Origin of the sequence: Ideonella azotifigens, assembly GCF_021043325.1 — a bacterium.
In the GTDB taxonomy this organism is placed as follows: domain Bacteria; phylum Pseudomonadota; class Gammaproteobacteria; order Burkholderiales; family Burkholderiaceae_C; genus Ideonella; species Ideonella azotifigens.
In genome coordinates this window covers 213,086-230,682 of the sequence record NZ_JAJNKD010000001.1, presented here as the reverse complement: position 1 = coordinate 230,682, position 17,597 = coordinate 213,086, and the positions used below count along the sequence as shown (strand labels likewise).

15 protein-coding genes are annotated in these 17,597 nt (G+C 65.8%); 12 read left to right on the top strand and 3 right to left on the bottom strand.

Translation table 11 applies throughout. The features are described from left to right. Window positions 1-296 precede the first annotated feature (296 nt). The gene (locus tag LRH25_RS00950) at window positions 297-3,212 is read left to right on the top strand and encodes an AMP-binding protein (protein WP_141289942.1); all 2,916 of its coding nucleotides are present in this window, start codon (window positions 297-299) and stop codon (window positions 3,210-3,212) included. 64 nt (window positions 3,213-3,276) lie between these two features. Here the strand turns inward: LRH25_RS00950 and LRH25_RS00945 are convergent, their stop codons facing one another. Next, window positions 3,277-4,194: a LysR family transcriptional regulator ArgP gene (locus LRH25_RS00945; RefSeq protein ID WP_310742403.1), complete on the bottom strand. Its 918-nt coding sequence runs from the start codon at window positions 4,192-4,194 to the stop codon at window positions 3,277-3,279. A gap of 98 nt (window positions 4,195-4,292) precedes the next feature. Here LRH25_RS00945 and LRH25_RS00940 point away from each other — a divergent pair, with 98 nt between their 5' ends. Next, window positions 4,293-4,952, top strand: a complete 660-nt coding sequence (locus LRH25_RS00940; protein ID WP_231010035.1) for a LysE/ArgO family amino acid transporter — start codon at window positions 4,293-4,295, stop codon at window positions 4,950-4,952. 29 nt (window positions 4,953-4,981) lie between these two features. Next, on the top strand, window positions 4,982-5,962 hold the full coding sequence (locus LRH25_RS00935) for a DMT family transporter (protein ID WP_141291398.1): 981 nt from the start codon (window positions 4,982-4,984) through the stop codon (window positions 5,960-5,962). Between the two features lie 4 nt (window positions 5,963-5,966). Here LRH25_RS00935 and LRH25_RS00930 read toward each other — a convergent pair whose 3' ends face one another. Continuing rightward, a complete protein-coding gene (locus LRH25_RS00930; protein WP_231010034.1) occupies window positions 5,967-7,472 on the bottom strand; it encodes an FAD-dependent monooxygenase in 1,506 nt (501 codons plus the stop codon). Window positions 7,473-7,527: 55 nt separating this feature from the next. On the opposite strand from LRH25_RS00930, the gene LRH25_RS00925 reads away from it, so the two are divergent. The 3 genes from LRH25_RS00925 (at window position 7,528) to LRH25_RS32935 (ending at window position 10,827) form a co-directional block, all read left to right on the top strand. Then, window positions 7,528-8,166, top strand: coding sequence for a TetR/AcrR family transcriptional regulator (locus tag LRH25_RS00925; protein ID WP_141290833.1), 639 nt, complete (start codon window positions 7,528-7,530; stop codon window positions 8,164-8,166). A 99-nt stretch (window positions 8,167-8,265) separates the two neighbouring features. Then, complete coding sequence (locus LRH25_RS00920) at window positions 8,266-9,300, top strand: GGDEF domain-containing response regulator (protein ID WP_141290835.1); 1,035 nt, start codon at window positions 8,266-8,268, stop codon at window positions 9,298-9,300. Window positions 9,301-9,384: 84 nt separating this feature from the next. After that, window positions 9,385-10,827: a Fic family protein gene (locus LRH25_RS32935; protein WP_231010033.1), complete on the top strand. Its 1,443-nt coding sequence runs from the start codon at window positions 9,385-9,387 to the stop codon at window positions 10,825-10,827. Window positions 10,828-10,931: 104 nt separating this feature from the next. On the opposite strand, the gene LRH25_RS00910 is transcribed toward LRH25_RS32935, so the two are convergent. Beyond that, window positions 10,932-11,816, bottom strand: coding sequence for a LysR family transcriptional regulator (locus tag LRH25_RS00910; protein WP_141286835.1), 885 nt, complete (start codon window positions 11,814-11,816; stop codon window positions 10,932-10,934). A gap of 125 nt (window positions 11,817-11,941) precedes the next feature. On the opposite strand from LRH25_RS00910, the gene LRH25_RS00905 reads away from it, so the two are divergent. Genes LRH25_RS00905 through LRH25_RS00880 form a run of 6 tightly spaced genes read left to right on the top strand, consistent with a single transcriptional unit; the run spans window position 11,942 to window position 17,588 of the window. Next, window positions 11,942-12,910: a Bug family tripartite tricarboxylate transporter substrate binding protein gene (locus LRH25_RS00905; protein ID WP_141286836.1), complete on the top strand. Its 969-nt coding sequence runs from the start codon at window positions 11,942-11,944 to the stop codon at window positions 12,908-12,910. Between the two features lie 57 nt (window positions 12,911-12,967). Continuing rightward, complete coding sequence (locus tag LRH25_RS00900; protein WP_141286837.1) at window positions 12,968-13,666, top strand: RraA family protein; 699 nt, start codon at window positions 12,968-12,970, stop codon at window positions 13,664-13,666. Further along, window positions 13,663-14,586 (top strand): NAD(P)-dependent oxidoreductase, encoded by a 924-nt coding sequence (locus LRH25_RS00895; protein WP_141286838.1) that lies wholly within the window; start codon window positions 13,663-13,665, stop codon window positions 14,584-14,586. The genes LRH25_RS00900 and LRH25_RS00895 overlap by 4 nt, the downstream gene beginning before the upstream one ends. 7 nt (window positions 14,587-14,593) lie before the next feature. Beyond that, complete coding sequence (locus LRH25_RS00890) at window positions 14,594-15,658, top strand: cyclase family protein (protein WP_141286839.1); 1,065 nt, start codon at window positions 14,594-14,596, stop codon at window positions 15,656-15,658. A 41-nt stretch (window positions 15,659-15,699) separates the two neighbouring features. After that, on the top strand, window positions 15,700-16,665 hold the full coding sequence (locus LRH25_RS00885) for a Bug family tripartite tricarboxylate transporter substrate binding protein (protein WP_141286840.1): 966 nt from the start codon (window positions 15,700-15,702) through the stop codon (window positions 16,663-16,665). Further along, window positions 16,665-17,588: an SMP-30/gluconolactonase/LRE family protein gene (locus tag LRH25_RS00880; protein ID WP_141286846.1), complete on the top strand. Its 924-nt coding sequence runs from the start codon at window positions 16,665-16,667 to the stop codon at window positions 17,586-17,588. The genes LRH25_RS00885 and LRH25_RS00880 overlap by 1 nt, the downstream gene beginning before the upstream one ends. Window positions 17,589-17,597 lie beyond the last annotated feature (9 nt).

Sequence of the window (17,597 nt, the reverse complement as noted above, 5' to 3'; positions counted from 1 at the left end):
CGGACGCAACCGCCGCAGCAAGCGCGCCACGCGCCCAAGGCAGGCCGGCCGCCACACCTTGGACCGCGTCAACAAGCGGACGCATGGGCAGCAATCCGGGCATCAAGCGTGAAGACACGGAATGCGAGCACTTGTTCAGCCCGGCGTACAAATGCCGGATTTGTGACTTATCTCGCCGCCAAATGCAGACGTTCGGATCTCGCCAAGAATGGACACACGCTAGAATGGCATAAATATTGCAAAGAGTTGGCGCTGCCTGCCCGAATAAGGGGCACCACTGCCAGTAGAAACATCTCATGTTGAACATCGCGCAACTCCCTGACTTCACATTCATCGACTCCAAAGGACAATCTGAGACGCTACGCTTGTGCGAAGCAGGAAACGAAATTGCGCGTCGTCAACAGTTGATGATGGCAATGGCGGCACCTGGAGCCGTCGTTGGACTGTTGCATCAATCCGGCCCCGCATTGGTACTGGACTGGCTGGCGGCTTTGGCCGCAGGTTTTAAGCCATTGATGATGCAGTATCCCACCAAGAAGCAAAGCTTTCAGTATTGGTCGGAATCGGTCAGCAACACCATGGCTCTGGCAGAAGTGTCACTCCTGCTGGTGGATACGCATTGCGGTGGCCTACTGGAAAATTCGTCAGTTTCCACGCTGTGCATCCCCGACCCGGGAATCGATCATCAAACGGCAGCACCCATTGAGGTCATCGAGCAATTCTCCATTCTTCAGCTGTCATCGGGAACGACGGGCCATCGCAAAGCCATGGAGTTCACCTCCCAGAATTTGCACAAGCATGTCCACGACTACAACGAAGATTTAAGGCTCATGCCGGAGAGCGACGTGATCGTAAGCTGGCTGCCTCTCTATCACGACATGGGTTATGTGGCCTGCTTTGTCATGCCACTGCTGTTGAAAATACCTGTTGTGATGATGGACCCCATGATCTGGGTCGCCAACCCTGTCATGTTGTTCGATGCGATTGAGAACCACCATGGCACCATTTGCTACATGCCCAATTTTGGGTATGAAATCATGTCGAAGGCGACACCGCGCAACCTGCCTTCCATGAAGCGATGGGTCTCATGCTCTGAGCCGGTGTCTCCTGAGACCTGCCGGAAATTTGTCGCTCATTTGAATATTCCTGAAACCCTGATCTCCCCGTGCTACGCCATGGCAGAGAACATTTTTGCAGTGGCTTTGGGCAGAGGAATCTCAACGCTCAAGATTGGCGCAACCGAAGTGATCAGTTGCGGGCCGACCATCAGCGGCGTAAAAATCAAGCTAGTAGACGGCGAGGTGTATGTCAAGAGCCCCACCTCCCTCATCAACTATGTGGGGACAAGCGATATCCGAGATGAAGACGGCTACTATCCGACCGGAGACCTCGGCGTCATGCAGTCGGGGCAGGTGTACATCACCGGCCGAAAAGGAGACCTGCTGATACAGGCAGGCAAAAAGTTCATGCTGTCTGACATTGATCTGGCGGTCAACCGGCTTGATCCCTCGATCAAAGGCCGCTCCGCAGCAATTCAAATACCGGACCCACGCCTGGGAACTCAAAAGGCTTGCATTCTGGTGGAAGACAGCAGGTTTTTCCAGAAAAGCAATGGAAAAGAACTGGCTGAAGGCATCAAAGATATTCTGGGATTGGAGCAGGTGGAAGTACGGCACGTGCCACCTCGCTTCCTCACCAAGACTTCATCCGGAAAGTTCAACCGCAAGAAGTGCGCACAGCATTGGCTGCAAGTGGAACAGGCACGTGCGCAGGCATCTGCAGAGAATGGAGGCGACGCCACCGAAGAACTGCGCAAGACCTTTCCGTCAGTGGATTGGGATTTACCCTGCGTCGAGGTTTTGGACTCGCTCTCCATCACGGTGCTTAGACTGATCATTTCTGACGCCAATATCGCTTTCCATAGGGAATGGAGCCTGAACCGATACGTTCAGGCCTTGGGCAAAGAAGGCAAAACGCGAGATGACGACCATTCTCAGCAAGAATTTCGAATCGTCTCGCTGGCTGATTCGGGCGTCATCAAGAGCATCACCGAGGCTCATCTGGAAGAGCTTTCCCGCCGCCTGGGGCTGCGCGTGACCTTTGAGCATGTTTGCCTGCCGCCATCGCCCATCATCCTGTCGGATCTGATATTTCAAGAATATTTCATGCCGCGCGCGAACTCGGAGCATTTCTCTGTCATCAATCGGCACCTGAACAAACTAAGAAACGCTTCCGTGATCGTGGTAGACGACACGGCCGAGTTATTCTATCCACCGACCCAGGTCTATACTGTCCTCTCGCACAATTTCGAGCGAGATGCCAAGGCGGATTTGGTGACGACCAGATGGCAACGCTATCCTGAAAACCATCATCTTCTGCCGCTCACCATCGCCTCAGGGTGTGACATTCCATTCAACCACTACAACAACACCCAAAGCCTGCTGTCCGAGTATTTGAATACGCCCATCTTCAGGATTTGCCAGATCCCCGAGTTTTCGGAATTCACCGGCGATTGGGATTACAAGATTGAGACTGGAAAAGAAACCTTGCGGGGTGACTTGTCAGTCGATCCGGATGTTTTCGTCGACCACATTGAGTCTCTTCTAAAAAGGCAGGGGCAATCGGTTAGAAGATTTCCAATCAGTCAACGGAACCAGCTTGATGTGGTTGATTTGGCTCATTATTGCTCCCACTACGCCAGCAAGGAGTCGATTGACAAGCTGATATCCACATATTCTCGCTTCTGCATTGTGGGAAAAACAGCAAGCGCTCCTTACATTCGGAAAAAGATCGAGCTGGAGAATAAATCCTACATCTATGCACCCAGCTACGCTCCAGAAGTGATTGGACCGTTGAAGGATCAATTCGACTGCGCACTTTCCGTGGGAGCGATGGGCGGATTCAAGGTAGATGTGCCGATTGCGGGCATCATGAGAACTGGATCACGCTGGAACACCCTGAACTTGTCGGATCCCAATCTGGCCAATCTCAAATACTCCGAAACTGCCGGCGCCTCACCGCCGAGCGGTTCAGATTGGTTCTATGATTTCAAGCCTGAGCGCCGTGCAACGCTGTCCAAGGTCAAGGTTGCCCGCGAGAACAGGAACGACTACACGCGGGAATTGAAGGTGAAGCGTGAACTGGAAAAGAAAATGCGCGATGAAGCCAAGGCGGTGAATCAGCTCAAACGCGCGGCACGGCTGGCAAAGTAACTGCATACATTGCAAGTCTGATTGCATCTGCGAAAGCGGGTCTCGCGGAAGTGCCCAGCTTTCTTCAAAGCGACGGCGCCCCGCTTCTTGTCAGCACCCGTCCCGCAGCGCCGCAAACAGAATCTCTCAACACTTCTGCCAGCGGCAAACCCTGCCGGCATTGCCAGTACAAGGGCACGTCCAGACTGCGCCCAGGCAGCAGTTCCACCAGCTCGCTGCGAGCCAGCAAACCGGCCACCAGCGGCTCGGGGTTCATGCCCCAGCCCAATCCCGCAACACTCGCATCGACAAAGGCCTGCGTAGATGGCAACCAGTGCGTGGGCACCGGCGGCGAGGCGCCAAAAGCGAGCTGCATCCAGCTGTCCTGCAGCCGGTCGCGGCGGCTGAAGATCAGGCAAGGCGCGGCGGCCAGCGACTGCGGGTTCACGCCTTCTGCGAAGAATCGCGCCACGTAGGCCGGGCTGGCCGTCGCCCGGTAGCGCAAGCTGCCCAGCGGCACGCTGCGGCAGCCTGGCACCGGCGCTGCCAGTGCAGTGACGGCTGCCACCACCTCGCCCGAACGCAAGCGCTCGGCGGTGTGGTCCTGGTCTTCAAGGCTGATGTCGAACAGCACCGGCTGAGACGAAGCCAGCGCGGCTGCAGCGTCGACAAACCAGGTCGCCAGGCTGTCGGCGTTGACGGCCACCGGCAGCGTGACCCGCGCCGTTGGCGCAGCATCGCCCGGCAGCAGCGCAGGCATGGCCTCGGCCAGGCCACGCTCCAGCAGCGCGACCTGCTCGGCATGCCGGCACAGCGCATGGCCGGCCTCGGTGGCGCGTGTGGGCTGCTCGCGCACCACCAGCACCTGGCCCAGGCGCTGCTCCAGCAGGCGCACACGCTGGGAGACAGCCGAGGGCGTGACGTTCAGCACCCGCGCGGCGCGCTCGAAGCTGCCTTCGCGCACCACGGCGGCCAGTGCGTCCAACAGGGCGTAGTCGAGCATTGAAGCCAGTGGAAAAAAATTTGAACGAAGCAGCGCTTCACGGGCTGAAGCAAGTCTAACTGGCGCCCCGCCGCGGCCTTGGGCATGCTGCGCGGCCCATGTCCTTCGCGCCCTCTTTCCAACTCAACGCCCTCGCCGGCCCTGCGCTGCAAGGCCTGCTGCTGTGCGGCTCGCTGATCGTCGCGATTGGCGCGCAGAACGCCTTCCTGCTGCGCCAGGGCCTGCGCCACGAACACGTGGCGCCGCTGGTGCTGGCCTGCTCGCTGGCGGACGCCGTGCTGATCGCGCTGGGCGTCGCCGGCCTGGCCGGCCTGCTGGGCGCGCGACCGCAATTGGCACAGGCCATGGCCGCGGCCGGCGTGCTGTTCCTGCTCGCGTATGGGCTGCGCGCGCTGTGGCAGGCTCGCAAGCCTTCGGCCCTGCAAGCGGCCCAGGGCGAATCGCTGAGCCTGCGCGCCGCACTGCTGCAACTGGCCGGCTTCACGCTGCTGAACCCGCATGTCTACCTGGACACGGTGCTGCTGATGGGCTCGGTCGGTGCGCAGCAGACCAGCGACGCGGCGCGCGCTGCCTTTGTCGTCGGCGCCAGCAGTGCCAGCCTGATCTGGTTCACCGGGCTTGGCTTCGGTGCGCGCAAGCTGGCGCCGCTGTTTGCGAAACCCAGGGCCTGGCAGGTGTTCGACGCCTTGATCGGCCTGGTGATGCTGCTGATGGCCTGGCAACTCATTCCATTGGCGACGGGGGTCGCTGCGGCTTGAGCTGGCAGAACAGGTACGCTCGCGCCCCTATGTTGATCGGAACCCTGTTTGCGCTGGCCGCGGGCCTGATGTGGGGCCTGGTGTTTGTCGGGCCGCTGTTGCTGGCCGACTACCCGGCCGTGATGTTGTCCTTTGGCCGCTACCTGGCGTTTGGCCTGATCGCGCTGCCGCTGGCCTGGTTCGACCGCGCGGCGCTGCGCCAGCTCAGCCGTGCCGACTGGCTGGAAGCGCTGAAGCTCTCGCTGGTCGGCAACGTCATCTACTACCTCTGCCTGTCGGCCGCGATCCAGCGCGCCGGCGGGCCGCTGCCGACGATGATCATCGGCACGCTGCCGGTCGTGATCGCCATCTGCGCCAACCTGCGCGCCGGCAGCCAGGGCGTTGCGTCCGAACGCCTGCCGTGGGCGCGGCTGGCACCGTCGCTGGGCTTGATTGCGCTGGGCATTGCGCTGGTCAACCGCACCGAGCTGGCCCAGCTGCAGGCCGACCCGCATGCCGACCTGGCGCGCTATGCGCTGGGCGCGCTGCTGGCGATTGGCGGCGTCATCTGCTGGACCTGGTACCCACTGCGCAACGCGGACTGGCTCAGAGCCCATGCGGACCGAAGCCCGCGCACCTGGGCCACCGCACAAGGCCTGACGACGCTGCCGCTGGCCGTGATCGGCTACGCCGGGACCTGGCTTTTCTTCTCCGCCACCGATGCGCCCTGGGCCATGCCGCTGGGCCCGCGCCCGCTGCCCTACCTGGGCCTGATGTTCGCCATCGGCCTGTTCGCCTCGTGGCTGGGAACGCTGTGCTGGAACGAGGCCAGCCAGCGCCTGCCGCCACACCTGGCTGGGCAACTGATCGTGTTCGAGACGCTGTCCGCCCTGAGCTATGCCTACCTGCTGCGCGGCGAATGGCCGGCGCCCGCCACGCTGGCCGGCGTGGCCCTGCTGATCGGCGGCGTGATGTGGGCCTTGCGCGTCAAGCCCGAGCCACCGGCGATCGCCGAGCCGGCACCGCACTGAAAGCTCAGACGGACACCTCCGCCAGCGCAGGCACGAACCAGCGCCGGAGCGCTTCAATCAAGCCTGCCGTGCCGCTGCCTTCGCCCACCCAGGCGACGCAGGCATCGGGCCGGATCAACATGGACGGGCCCGCGTCGACGCTGACGCAGCGGATGCCTTGCGTGCTCGCTGTCACCAGCCGGGAGGCCTTGCCATCTGTCGAGGCATCCAGCAGAACAGCCCTGCCGTCTTGCATGCACGCGTACAGCGAGCGCCTGTCGTTGCCGTGGCGGATCTCCCTGTCCGCCGCCAGCCGGCCGACTTCGTCCCGCGCGGACCCCAGCTCGTAGCGCGTGGACAGGCCGCTGGTCATCTCGCCGATGAGCCGGTTGACGTCGTCGAACTGCAGCAGCTTGGCCACGAGTTCCCGCATCGCGCCGGCCTGGGGATCGGGCCGCATGATGGCCGCCTGGGCCAGCGTGTTCGCCAGCACCGCTTCGGCGACGGGACGCCGCTCCGCGGTGTAGGTATCGAGCAGGCTGTCGGGCATTTCGCCGCGCACCACCGCGGCGAGCTTCCAGCCCAGGTTGGCCGCGTCCACCAGCCCCAGGCTCATGCCCTGGCCGCCAAACGGCGTGTGCACATGCGCCGCGTCCCCGGCCAGCAGCACCCGGCCTCGGCGATAGCTGTCGGCAAGCCGCGTGTTGTCGGTCCACTTGCTGGCGCTTTCCAGTGCCGCCACGCGGACGTCCGCGCCGCTGATGCGGCGCAGCACGGCTTCGATCTCCGCCGCGGCGACAGGCGCGTCCCGGTCCGCCGGCGGGCCGCTGAAGTCCAGCATGACCAGGCGGCGCGGCAGGAAGCCGTAAGAGAACACGCCCACCTCGGTGCGGCGCCAGCCGCTGGGCGCCAGACGTTCGGGCAGGTCGACATCGAGCACGGCCTGGTACATCGTCAGCGTAGGCGGCGTGCCGGGAAAGGCGAAGCCGGCCATCTTGCGCACGCGGCTGCGGCCGCCATCGCAACCCACCAGCCAGGCGCAGCGGACATGGCCGTCGCCCGCCGGGGATGACCAGGCCACGTCAACCCCACCCGCCTGCTGCACAAAGCCGGTGACGTCGCACTCGCGGCGCAGCTCGATCCCCAGGGACAGCGCGAGCTCGCCCAGCATGGATTCCACGGCCGGCTGATCCACCGGGCGGCCGCGCCGATCAGGCGCTTTCTGCGCGTCCGCACGGATCAGCGAGAGCCCGGCGAAATGACCGGTGTAGCGCGGGCCTGGCGCACTCGCGGCGGGCCGGTTCATCAAGGCCAGGGTGCATGCCTCTGCGGCGGCGATGGCCCCGGCCATGCCGCGGCGCTGCAAGGCCTCAACGGCCAGCGGCCCAATGCCCAAGGCCTTGGCAACACGGCTGGGTGCGGCCAGGCGCTCCAGCACCAGGACGCGAACGCCACCCAGCGTCAGCTCGATGGCGGTCAGCAGCCCGACCGGTCCCGCGCCCACGACCACCACATCCACCTGCTCACTCATGGACTCCACCTAAACATGTACTGAGTACATTAAATGTACTCAGTACAATATCTCGATGTCAACCTCACCCGACCGCCGGTCCCGCAAGCGCCTCGTCACAAGGCAAAGCATTTCGGACGCCGCCACGCGCCTCTTCCTCGAACGCGGTTTCGATCAGGTGACGGTGGACGAGATCGCGGCTGCCGCAGACGTTGGCCGCATGACGGTGTTCAATCATTTCCCCCGCAAGGAGGACATGTTTTTTGACCGCGACGAGGAAGGCCGCGAAGTCTTGCGCAACGCCTTGCGCCAGCGCGATGCCCGCGTCACGCCCATCGAAACGCTGCGCCTGCTCGCGCACCGGCTGGTGGCCGAGCAGCGTCCATACGTCGAGTTCTCGGCCTTGAGCCAGGGCTTCGTGCAGACGATTGCGGACAGCGAAACCCTCAAGGCCAGGGCCAGGGCGATACGCGACGAACTGGCGCAGCTCGTCACGCTGGCGCTGGCCGAATGCGCGGGGCGCGAAGCCTCCGATCCCGACGCCCATCTGGCAGCCGGCCTGTTGCTGGCCACCTGGAGCGTGGCCTTCCTCCAGGCGCACCGGACCTTTGACCAGAAGCAAGATGCGGAGGCAGCAAAAGCCGTCTTTCTCGCGCTGGTGGACAAGGGCAGCATGGCACTGAAAGCTGCCATGGCGGGCACGCCTTACGCCTGAACCTGCAGCAGCGGGTTTGCACTCAGGGACCTCAATTTCCGCCGCCATCGTCCGATAAAAGTGGTCCATGCGGGACTCCCCCCGCGAAGGTGGTACGCGATGGCTGCAAACACGGAGGCTGCTCTGAAGATCCTGCTGGTCGATGACCAGCAGTCGCACCGCATGGTGCTGTCGGCCGAGCTGCAAGCCCGAGGCCACCAGGTGCTGGAAACCGACAACGCCGAGTCCGCCGTGCGGCTGTTCGTGCAGTGCCGGCCAGACGCCGTGCTGCTGGACGTGGAAATGCCGGAGCACAACGGCCACTGGGCGGCACGCAAGATGCGCGAGACCGAACCCGAAGGCTGGACGCCCATCATCTTCCTGTCCGGCCTGGTGGGCGACGGCGACCTGGCCACCGGCATCGAGGCCGGTGGGGACGACTACCTGTTCAAACCCGTCTCTCCCGTGGTGCTGCATGCCAAGCTGCGCGCGATGCAGCGCCTGTGCAGCCAGCAACGCCAGCTGGTGCAGCTGACCGATCAGTTGAAGGCCAGCAATGCCAGCCTGCAGGCCCTCTCGGTGCGCGACCCGCTGACGGGACTGACCAACCGCCGCGGTCTGGACGTGCGGCTGGACGAGGAACTGCGCGCCGCGCGGCGCGACAAGCAGCCGCTGACGCTGATGCTGGTCGACGTCGACAACTTCAAGCTCTACAACGACACCGCCGGCCACCTGCAGGGCGACCAGTGCCTGCGCCGCATTGGCCAGCTGCTGGGCGAAACCTGCCGCCGCCCGCGCGACCTGGCCGCCCGCTTCGGTGGCGAGGAATTCGTCATCCTGCTGCCCGGCACCTCGCACTCCGGCGCCATGCTGTTCGCCAAGGGCCTGCAAAAAACCATGCGCCAGCTGGCATTGCCGCACCCGGCGGAAGGCAAGCGCTGCGTCACCGTCTCGGGCGGCATCAGCACCTGCGTGCCCGATGGCTCGACCACCATCGAGTCGCTGCTGTCGCGCGCCGATGCTGCGCTCTATACCGCCAAGTCCCTGGGCCGCGACCGCTTCTTCTGCTTCGAAACCCAGGCCGACACCAACACCGGCCATGCCGAAGCCGGCCACTACGACCGCGACCAGGGCAGCTCGGCCGAGATGTTCTGAGCCGTCTCTACGCGCAACAAATGTTGCGCATGGCCTATTTATTGCGCATACTGGTCGAATTGTTGCGCATGCAAGAAGACCGCCGTGGCCAGGCCGCTACCGGAAGACGATCTCACCGCCATCGTGGCCGCGCTGGGCGGCCAGGCTGAGGCCTGCTCGGCGCAGCAGATCCTGCAATCCCTGGCATCCCCGCCGCCGCTGCGCACGCTGCAATACCGGCTGCGCCTGCTGGTGGACCAGGGCCGGCTGCTGCGGCAAGGCGAAGGCCGCTGGGCCCGTTACCGCTTGCCGGCACTCATCCCGCCGCCAGCCGCCTCGGCGCCCTACGCGCAGCCCACGTCGCCCGTCCAGGTACCGGCACATCTCGCCGCAGAGCCCGCGCCGCCAGCCACAGTCGAGCTGCCCTTGTCCGCAGCCGCCCAGGCCGTGCGCGACCAGGTGCGACAGCCGCTGCAGCGGCGCCAGCCGGTGGGCTACCGGCGCGAGTTCCTGGAAAGCTACCGGCCGGGCCAAAGCTTCTACCTGACGGCCAGCGAACGCGCGCACCTGCGCCAGGTCGGCCAGCCCGGCATTGCGCCGCAGCCAGCGGGCACCTACGCGCGGCAGATCCTGAACCGCCTGCTGATCGACCTGGCATGGAACTCCAGCCGGCTCGAAGGCAACACCTACTCGCTGCTGGACACACGCCGGCTGATCGAGCTGGGCGAAGAGGCGCCTGGCCGCGGCCAGCTCGAAGCGCAAATGATCCTGAACCACAAGGACGCGATCGAATTCCTGGTCGGCCAGTCCGAGGACATCGGCTTCAACCGCTACACGCTGCTCAACCTGCACGCGATGCTGGCCAACAACCTGCTGGCCGACCCGCTGGCCGCCGGCCGGCTGCGCTACATCGCGGTCGGCATCGAAGGCTCGACCTTCCATCCACTGGAAGTGCCGTTCCTGATCGAAGAATGTTTCGACCAGATCCTGGCCACCGCCGCCGCGATTGCGGACCCGTACGAACAGGCGCTCTTCGTGATGGTGCAGTTGCCCTACCTGCAGCCGTTCGACGACGTGAACAAACGCGTCTCGCGCCTCGCGGCCAACATCCCGTTGATCCACGCCAACCTCGCACCCCTGGCCTTCACCGACCTGCCCCGCGAGCTCTACACCGAGGCCACGCTGAGCGTGTACGAGCAGAACAGCACCGCGCTGTTGAAAGAGGTGTTCATCTGGGCCTGCGAGCGCTCGGCCGCGCGCTACGCCGCAGTGCGCCAGTCCCTGGTCGAGCCAGACCCGTTTCGCATGCGGCACCGCCTGGCCTTGCGCGAACTGGTGGGCGAGCTGGTGCGCTCGGGCGTGCGCAAGACGGAAGCGGCAGCGCGCATTGCCGGCTGGTCCGCCGCGCATGTCGCGCCCGAGGACCAGGCCATGTTCAACCAGGTGGTCGAAATCGAACTGGCCAGCCTGCACGAAGGCAACTTCGCCCGTTACGCCATCCGGCCATCGGCATTCAAGGCTTGGCAGAACGCCTGGCGAGCAGCCTGAGCCTGCGCTCAAAGACTCCGCTGGCTTCCCGTCGTTCGTCGATGGGATACGAGGGCGCCCTCAGGCGAGCGCCCCGACCGGTCAACTTGACAGCCCGGCACACCTCACTCGTTGGACTGTTCGAACAACTCGATCAGCCTGCGTGCCGCCGGCGACAGGAAGCCGTTGGCCCGGTAGGTGACGACCAGCCGGCGCCGCATGGCCGCGCCCTTGACGGGCACTTCCTTCAGCCCCGCAATGCGGCCCCGGCCTTCCAGGTGGTGGCGGGATATGAAGCTCAGCAGGCCGGTCTGCACGATGAGCGTGGGCAGCATCAGCAGCATCGTGGTCTCGACCTGCACCCGCGGGCGGGGCAGGCTTTGGCGGTCGAAGGTGTGATCGAGCCAGTCGCGTGTCGGCGCGCCGGGGGGCTGCAGCGCCCAGGCGTGGGCGGTCAGGTCTGCCAGCGTCAGGCGGGACCGGAAGACCGGGTGTCGGGTGTGGGCCGCAACGACGATCATGTCCTCGGCCAGCGTCTTGGATACCCAACCGGCTTCGTCGGCGCTTTCGGTTCCGACCATCAGGTCCAGCTCCCCTGCCCGCAGTTGCGGGCGCAAGGTGTCAATCAGTCCGACCACGGTCCTGAGGGTCACCTCGGGCGCTTCCTGCAGAAGCTGCCTCGCCACCGCGGGCAGCAGGAACTGGGCTGCGGTGGGCACGATGCCGATGCGCACATGGCCGGTGAGGCCAGCGCCCAGGGACTGCAGTTCGCGCTTCGCGTCCTCCACGTCGAAGCGCATGCGCTGCGCCCATTTCAACAGCACCTTGCCGGCTTCGGTGAGCCGGATGCCGCGGCCGGCCTTCTCGAACAGCGCGGTCCCGCAGCCGGCTTCCAGCCGCCTGATGCTGCTGGTCAACGCCGGCTGGGTCCGGTGCAGCCGGGCCGAGGCACGTCCGAGGTGCTGCAGCTCGGCAATGGTCTCGAAGTAACGCAGATCCCGCAGGTCCATCGCAAAAGCGCCATCTATGGGTCGCAAGAAACTATCGATTGGACTGTACGCCATCGCCAACCAATACTCGCCGCCAGACCCAGTGCCCGCACTTGACCGAGGCACCAAGGCCAGAACGGAGACAGATGAATACCACCCGACACCTCGTGCTGGCGCTCGCCGCGGCAGCCTTCAGCGGCGCAGCCCTCGCCCAAGCTTGGCCCACCAAGCCCATCCGCATCGTCGTGCCGTTCCCGCCCGGTGGCGGCACGGACATCATCGCCCGCGAGACCAGTCAGCGCGTCGCCAAGGCAACAGGCTGGATTTTCGTGATCGACAACAAGCCGGGCGCGGGCGGCAACCTGGGCGTCGATTCGGCGGCAAAGTCGCCGGCGGATGGCTACACCCTGGTGCTGGGCCAGTCGAGCAACCTGGCCATCAACCCCACGCTTTATGCCAGGCTGCCCTACGACCCGCAGAAGGACCTGACACCCATCGTGCTGCTGGCCAATGCACCGCTGGTGCTGGTCACGGGCATGTCCACGCCCTACAAGACGCTGGCCGATGCGGTGAATGCCGCGAAGGCCAAGCCGGGCCAGGTGAACTTTGCATCGCCCGGCAACGGCACCGTTGCGCACCTGACCAGCGAGCTGTTCCAGAAGGCAGCAGGCGTGAAGACCCAGCATGTGCCCTACAAGGGCGCTTCGCAGGCCATGACCGATGTGATCAGCGGCACCGTGGACCTCTACATGTCCTCAGTGCCCACGATGCTGGGCCACATCAAGCAGGGCAAGGTGCGCGCGCTGGCGGTCACCTCGGCCAAGCGTGTGGACGACCTGCCCGACGTGCCGACGATCAACGAGTCCGGCTACCAGGGATTCGACGCCGTGACCTGGTTCGGCCTGCTGGCGCCCGCCGGCACGCCCAAGGACGTGATCGCCAAGCTCAATGCCGAGTTCAACAAGGCGCTCAAGCAGCCCGAGCTCGCCAAGCGGCTGGGGGATGAAGGCGCCGACCCCGCGGGCGGCACGCCCGAGCAGTTCGCGGCCCTGATCAAGGAAGAGATCCCTCGCTGGGGCAAGGTCGTCAAGGAATCCGGCGCCAAGGTCGACTGACCGGCCCACCTGGGTCGCCCCGGCCGCGGCCCCTCCCAATTTTTCAAGGAGATTCGCATGAGTCAAGCTGCTGCTTTTCCCGACCTGATCCGCGATTTCGACCGCGTCGACACCGGCGTGGTCGAACAGGCCGCCCAGTTCCCCTCGTCCATACTGGCCGACGTGGCTGGGCGTCGGGGCGCGCTCCACGGCCGCATCGCGCCGCTGTCGCCCTCCATGCGCTTTGCGGGGCCCGCGCTGACGGTGGAGGTGCGCCCGGGCGACAACCTGATGATCCACGCCGCGCTGGCGGTGGCCAAGCCGGGCGACGTGATCGTGGTCGACGGCAAGGGCGACCTCAGCAGCGCGCTGATGGGCGAGATCATGAGCCAGCAGGCCGTGGCACTGGGCGTCGTGGGCGTCGTGATCGATGGCGCGGTGCGGGATTGCGAAGCCATCCGCGAACTGGGCTTTCCCATGTTCGCCGCGGGTCTGAACCCCAACGGCCCGACCAAGAACATCGCGGGCCGGCTCAACCACCCGATCTCGATCGGCGGCGTGACGGTCCGGCCCGGCGATCTCGTCGTCGGCGATGCCGATGGCGTGACGGTCATCGAGCGCGAGAAGGCCGCGGCCATGCTGCCTCTGGCGGCCGAGAAGGTCGCCGCGGAGACCAAGCGCATTGCCGACATCAGGAGCCGCAAGTCACTGCGGCCCGGCTGGCTGGACAGCGCGCTGCGCGCGGCCGGTGCCATCCAGGAGGGCGAAACGCTGTGAGCGCGGAGAAGCCCGTCTTCCTCGTCACTGGCGCGGACCTGGCCGCCGAGGCGCTCGCGCTGCTGGGCGCCTATGAGGTCGTCTACGCCGGCAAGGCGCCAACCGAGGACGACATCGTGGCGCTGTGCCAGCAGCACGACCCGGTCGCGATCATCGTGCGCTACGGCAAGGTCGGGGCGGCCGCGATGGCTGCTGCGCCCAGCCTGAAGGTCGTCTCCAAGCACGGCAGCGGCACCGACACCATCGACAAGGCGACTGCCGCTGCGCGTGGGATCCAGGTGGTGGCCGCGGCGGGCGCGAATGCAGCGGCCGTGGCCGAACACGCGATGGCGCTGCTGCTGGCCTGCGCCAAATCCGTGGTTGCGCTCGACCAGCGCATGCATGCGGGCCACTGGGACAAGGCCACGCACAAGAGCGTGGAGCTGGAAGGCCGCACGGTGGGCCTCATCGGCCTGGGCGCCATCGGCCTGCGCTTTGCGCGCATGGCCGACGCCATGGGCATGCGCGTGCTCGGCTTTGATCCGTACGCGAAGGATCTGCCAACCTACGTGGTTCGCGCGGAACTCGAGACGATCTGGCGCGAGTCGGACGCGATCTCGCTGCACTGCCCGCTGACGGCCGACAACGCCAAGCTGCTCAATGCGCAGACGCTGGCCGCGTGCAGGAAGGGCGTGATCGTCGTCAACACAGCGCGTGGCGGTCTGATCGACGAGGCGGCGCTGCTGCAGGCCATCCGCAGCGGGCAGGTCGCCAGCGCCGGACTCGACAGTTTCGCCATCGAGCCGATGACCGCGCCGCATCCTTTCCACGGCGAGGCCCGCATCACGCTGAGCCCGCACATCGGCGGCGTGACGGACGATGCCTACGTGAAGATGGGTGTGGGCGCCGCGCAGAACGCGCTCGCCGTCCTGCACGGGTGAGACACCGATGATCCGCCGCTGGGTCCACGCGCCTGCAGGCAGCCACTGGGGCGAGTTCGGCCCCGACGACCAGCGCGGCCGCATGAACCTCGTGACGCCCGAGAAGGTGCTGCAGGGTGTCGCCGAGGTGAAGCTCGGGCGCAGCTTCTGCCTCAGCCTGCCGCTGGACGTGCCCGGCGGCCAGGCGATGAACCCGCGCCGCATCGCGCCGCAACGCTATGCCGTCACGCGCGACGGCAAGAGCGCTGGCCAGCAGGGCTTCTGCTGGTCCTACGCGAGCGAGGACCCTGACCTTACCGACGTCGTCAACGACGACCTGGTGCTGATGAGCCTGCAGTATTCGACCCAGTGGGACAGCCTCGCGCACGTCGGCAGCCGCTTCGACGCCGATGGCGACGGCGTCGCCGAGGCAGTCTTCTACAACGGCTTCCGTGCCGGCGAGGAGATCCGCCCAGCCTCTGTGGACGAGCAGGCCCGCGAACCGCACGCGCGCTACCCGCAGCCCGTGGCCGGCGCGCTCGGCATCGAACGCCTGGCCGAGCACGGCGTGCAGGGGCGGGGCGTGCTGGTCGACCTGGCCCATCACCTCGGCCGCAAGCGCCAGGCCGTCGGCTACGACACGCTGATGCGCATCCTCGAAGCCGACGGCGTCGAGGTGGAAACCGGCGACATGCTGTGCGTGCACACCGGCTTCGCCGACACGCTGCTGGCGATGAACCGCCGCCCCGACCTGGAGACCCTGCATGCCACCGGCTGCGGCCTCGATGGCTGGGACGACCGGCTGCTGAACTGGATCGTCGACGTGCGCCTGGCCTGCCTGATTGCCGACAACCCCGCCGTCGAACTCGTGGTGCCCAAGCTGCAGCGCCCACAGCCGTTGCGCCAGCCGAGGTTGCCGCTGCACGAGCACTGCCTGTTCAAGAACGGCATTCACCTCGGTGAGCTCTGGTACCTCACCGAGCTGGCAGCCTGGCTGCGCGAGCAGGGCCGCTCGCGCTTCCTGCTGACCGCACCGCCGCTGCGCCTGCCGGGTGCGGTGGGCTCGCCGGTCACGCCGATCGCGACGGTCTGACGCCCAGTGTGAACCCCATACCCATGACGGAGACAACACCGATGAAACGCCGATCCATTCACCGCGTCCTGGTGGCGCTGGCCACCGCCTGCAGCCTCGCGCCGGCCTTCGCGGCCTGGCCCGACAAACCGATCAGCCTGGTCGTGCCCTATGCGCCGGGCGGCACCGCGGACGCACTCGCACGGGTGCTGGCCCAGCACCTGGGACCGCGGCTGAAGACCACCGTCGTGGTGCTCAACAAGGCCGGCGCCAGCGGCGTGATCGGCGAAGGCGAGGTGGCGCGCGCGCCTGCCGATGGCTACACGGTGCTCTACGACGCGACGCCGCTATCGATCAACCCGCAACTGCAGAAGCTGCCCTTCGACCCCGACAAGGACCTGCAACCGCTGACGCTTGTGGCCGTGACGCCGATGCTCGTGGCCGTGCCTAAGAGTTCGCCCTACAACACGCTGGCCGATCTCATCAAGGCCGCGAAGCAGTCGCCCGGCAAGCTGACCTTCGGCTCGGGCGGGCAGGGCACGGTGCAATTCATGGGCGCCGAACTGTTCGCGCAGAAGGCAGGCATCCAGCTGATGCACGTGCCGTACAAGAGCGGCGGCCCATTCATCCAGGCGATCCTGTCCGGCGAGATCGACATGGGCTTCGGCAACGTGCCGGCCCTGACCGCGCACGTGAAGAGCGGCATGGTGAAGGCGCTGGCGACCACCGCGGGCACACGCAATGCCGGCTACCCCGACGTGCCGACCATCGGCGAGAGTGCTGTCAAGGGCTACGAGGTGTACGAGTGGAATGGCATGTTCGTGCCCGCCGGCACGCCGGCCGAGACGGTCAACACGCTGCATGCGGCGATCCGCGACGTCATGGCGCTGCCCGAGGTCAAGGAGCGCTTCGATGCCTTGGGGTCGCGCATCGTGGCCTCGTCGCCGGAAGATTTCCGCAAGTTCCTGGCGGCCGAACGCACGCGCTGGGCGGACACGGTCAAGGCCGCCGGGATCAAGAAGGAATGATCGCGCTGCTGCAGGCCCCGCAGGTGCGTGACACCGAGGTGTTCACGCGCCTGCCCGCGCGCTTTCGCCGCACCGGCGCGCGCTCGAACTGGGCCGACGCGAACCGTGGCGGGCAGCCGACCGACTCCTTCCTGGAAGGACCGGTCTTCGATGGCGCCGGCAAGCTCTACGTGACCGACATCCCGTTCGGGCGCATCTTCCGCATCGACGCACAGGGCGAGTGGGAGCAGGTGGCCGAATGGGATGGCGAGCCGAACGGCGCGAAGTTCCTGAACGAGCGCGAGTTGCTGGTCACCGACTACCGCAATGGCCTGATGGCGGTGGACGTGGGCAGCGGCGCCGTGCGCCCCTTCCTCGATCGCCGCAACAGCGAGCGCTTCAAGGGTGTCAACGACCTGGTGTTCGACAGCCGCGGCAACCTGTATTTCACCGACCAGGGCCAGACCGGCCTGCATGATCCCAGCGGCCGTTTGTACCGCCTGCGGCCGGACGGTCAGCTGGACTTGCTGCTGGCCAACGTGCCCAGCCCGAACGGCGTGGCGCTGTCGCCCGACGAGCGCGTGCTGTACCTGGCCGTGACCCGCGGCAACCAGGTCTGGCGCGTGCCGCTGCTGGAAGACGGCAGCGTCTCCAAGGTCAGCGCGTTCTTCACTTCGTACGGCCCCAGCGGCCCCGACGGGCTGGCCGTCGACGAGACAGGCCGGGTGATCGTTGCCAACCCGGGCCTGGGCCATGCCTGGGTGCTGAACCACCGCGCCGAGCCCGAGGTCGTGCTGCGCAGTTGCGCGGGCATGTCGCTCACCAACCTCGCATTCGGCGGCCCGCAGCGCAAGACCCTCTACTGCACCGAGTCCGTCACCGGCACGGTGCTGCGCGCGGTGCTGGACCAGCCCGGTCTGCCGATCCACCGCGCGCGGACCTGAGTCACCGAG

Coding starts and splice junctions, on each gene's coding strand:
- LRH25_RS00900 (WP_141286837.1), top strand. CDS start 12,968: ATGAGTCAAGCTGCTGCTTTTCCCGACCTGATCCGCGATTTCGACCGC.
- LRH25_RS00945 (WP_310742403.1), bottom strand. CDS start 4,194: ATGCTCGACTACGCCCTGTTGGACGCACTGGCCGCCGTGGTGCGCGAA.
- LRH25_RS00885 (WP_141286840.1), top strand. CDS start 15,700: ATGAAACGCCGATCCATTCACCGCGTCCTGGTGGCGCTGGCCACCGCC.
- LRH25_RS00905 (WP_141286836.1), top strand. CDS start 11,942: ATGAATACCACCCGACACCTCGTGCTGGCGCTCGCCGCGGCAGCCTTC.
- LRH25_RS00920 (WP_141290835.1), top strand. CDS start 8,266: ATGGCTGCAAACACGGAGGCTGCTCTGAAGATCCTGCTGGTCGATGAC.
- LRH25_RS00925 (WP_141290833.1), top strand. CDS start 7,528: ATGTCAACCTCACCCGACCGCCGGTCCCGCAAGCGCCTCGTCACAAGG.
- LRH25_RS00950 (WP_141289942.1), top strand. CDS start 297: ATGTTGAACATCGCGCAACTCCCTGACTTCACATTCATCGACTCCAAA.
- LRH25_RS00890 (WP_141286839.1), top strand. CDS start 14,594: ATGATCCGCCGCTGGGTCCACGCGCCTGCAGGCAGCCACTGGGGCGAG.
- LRH25_RS00940 (WP_231010035.1), top strand. CDS start 4,293: ATGTCCTTCGCGCCCTCTTTCCAACTCAACGCCCTCGCCGGCCCTGCG.
- LRH25_RS00930 (WP_231010034.1), bottom strand. CDS start 7,472: ATGAGTGAGCAGGTGGATGTGGTGGTCGTGGGCGCGGGACCGGTCGGG.
- LRH25_RS00935 (WP_141291398.1), top strand. CDS start 4,982: ATGTTGATCGGAACCCTGTTTGCGCTGGCCGCGGGCCTGATGTGGGGC.
- LRH25_RS00910 (WP_141286835.1), bottom strand. CDS start 11,816: ATGGACCTGCGGGATCTGCGTTACTTCGAGACCATTGCCGAGCTGCAG.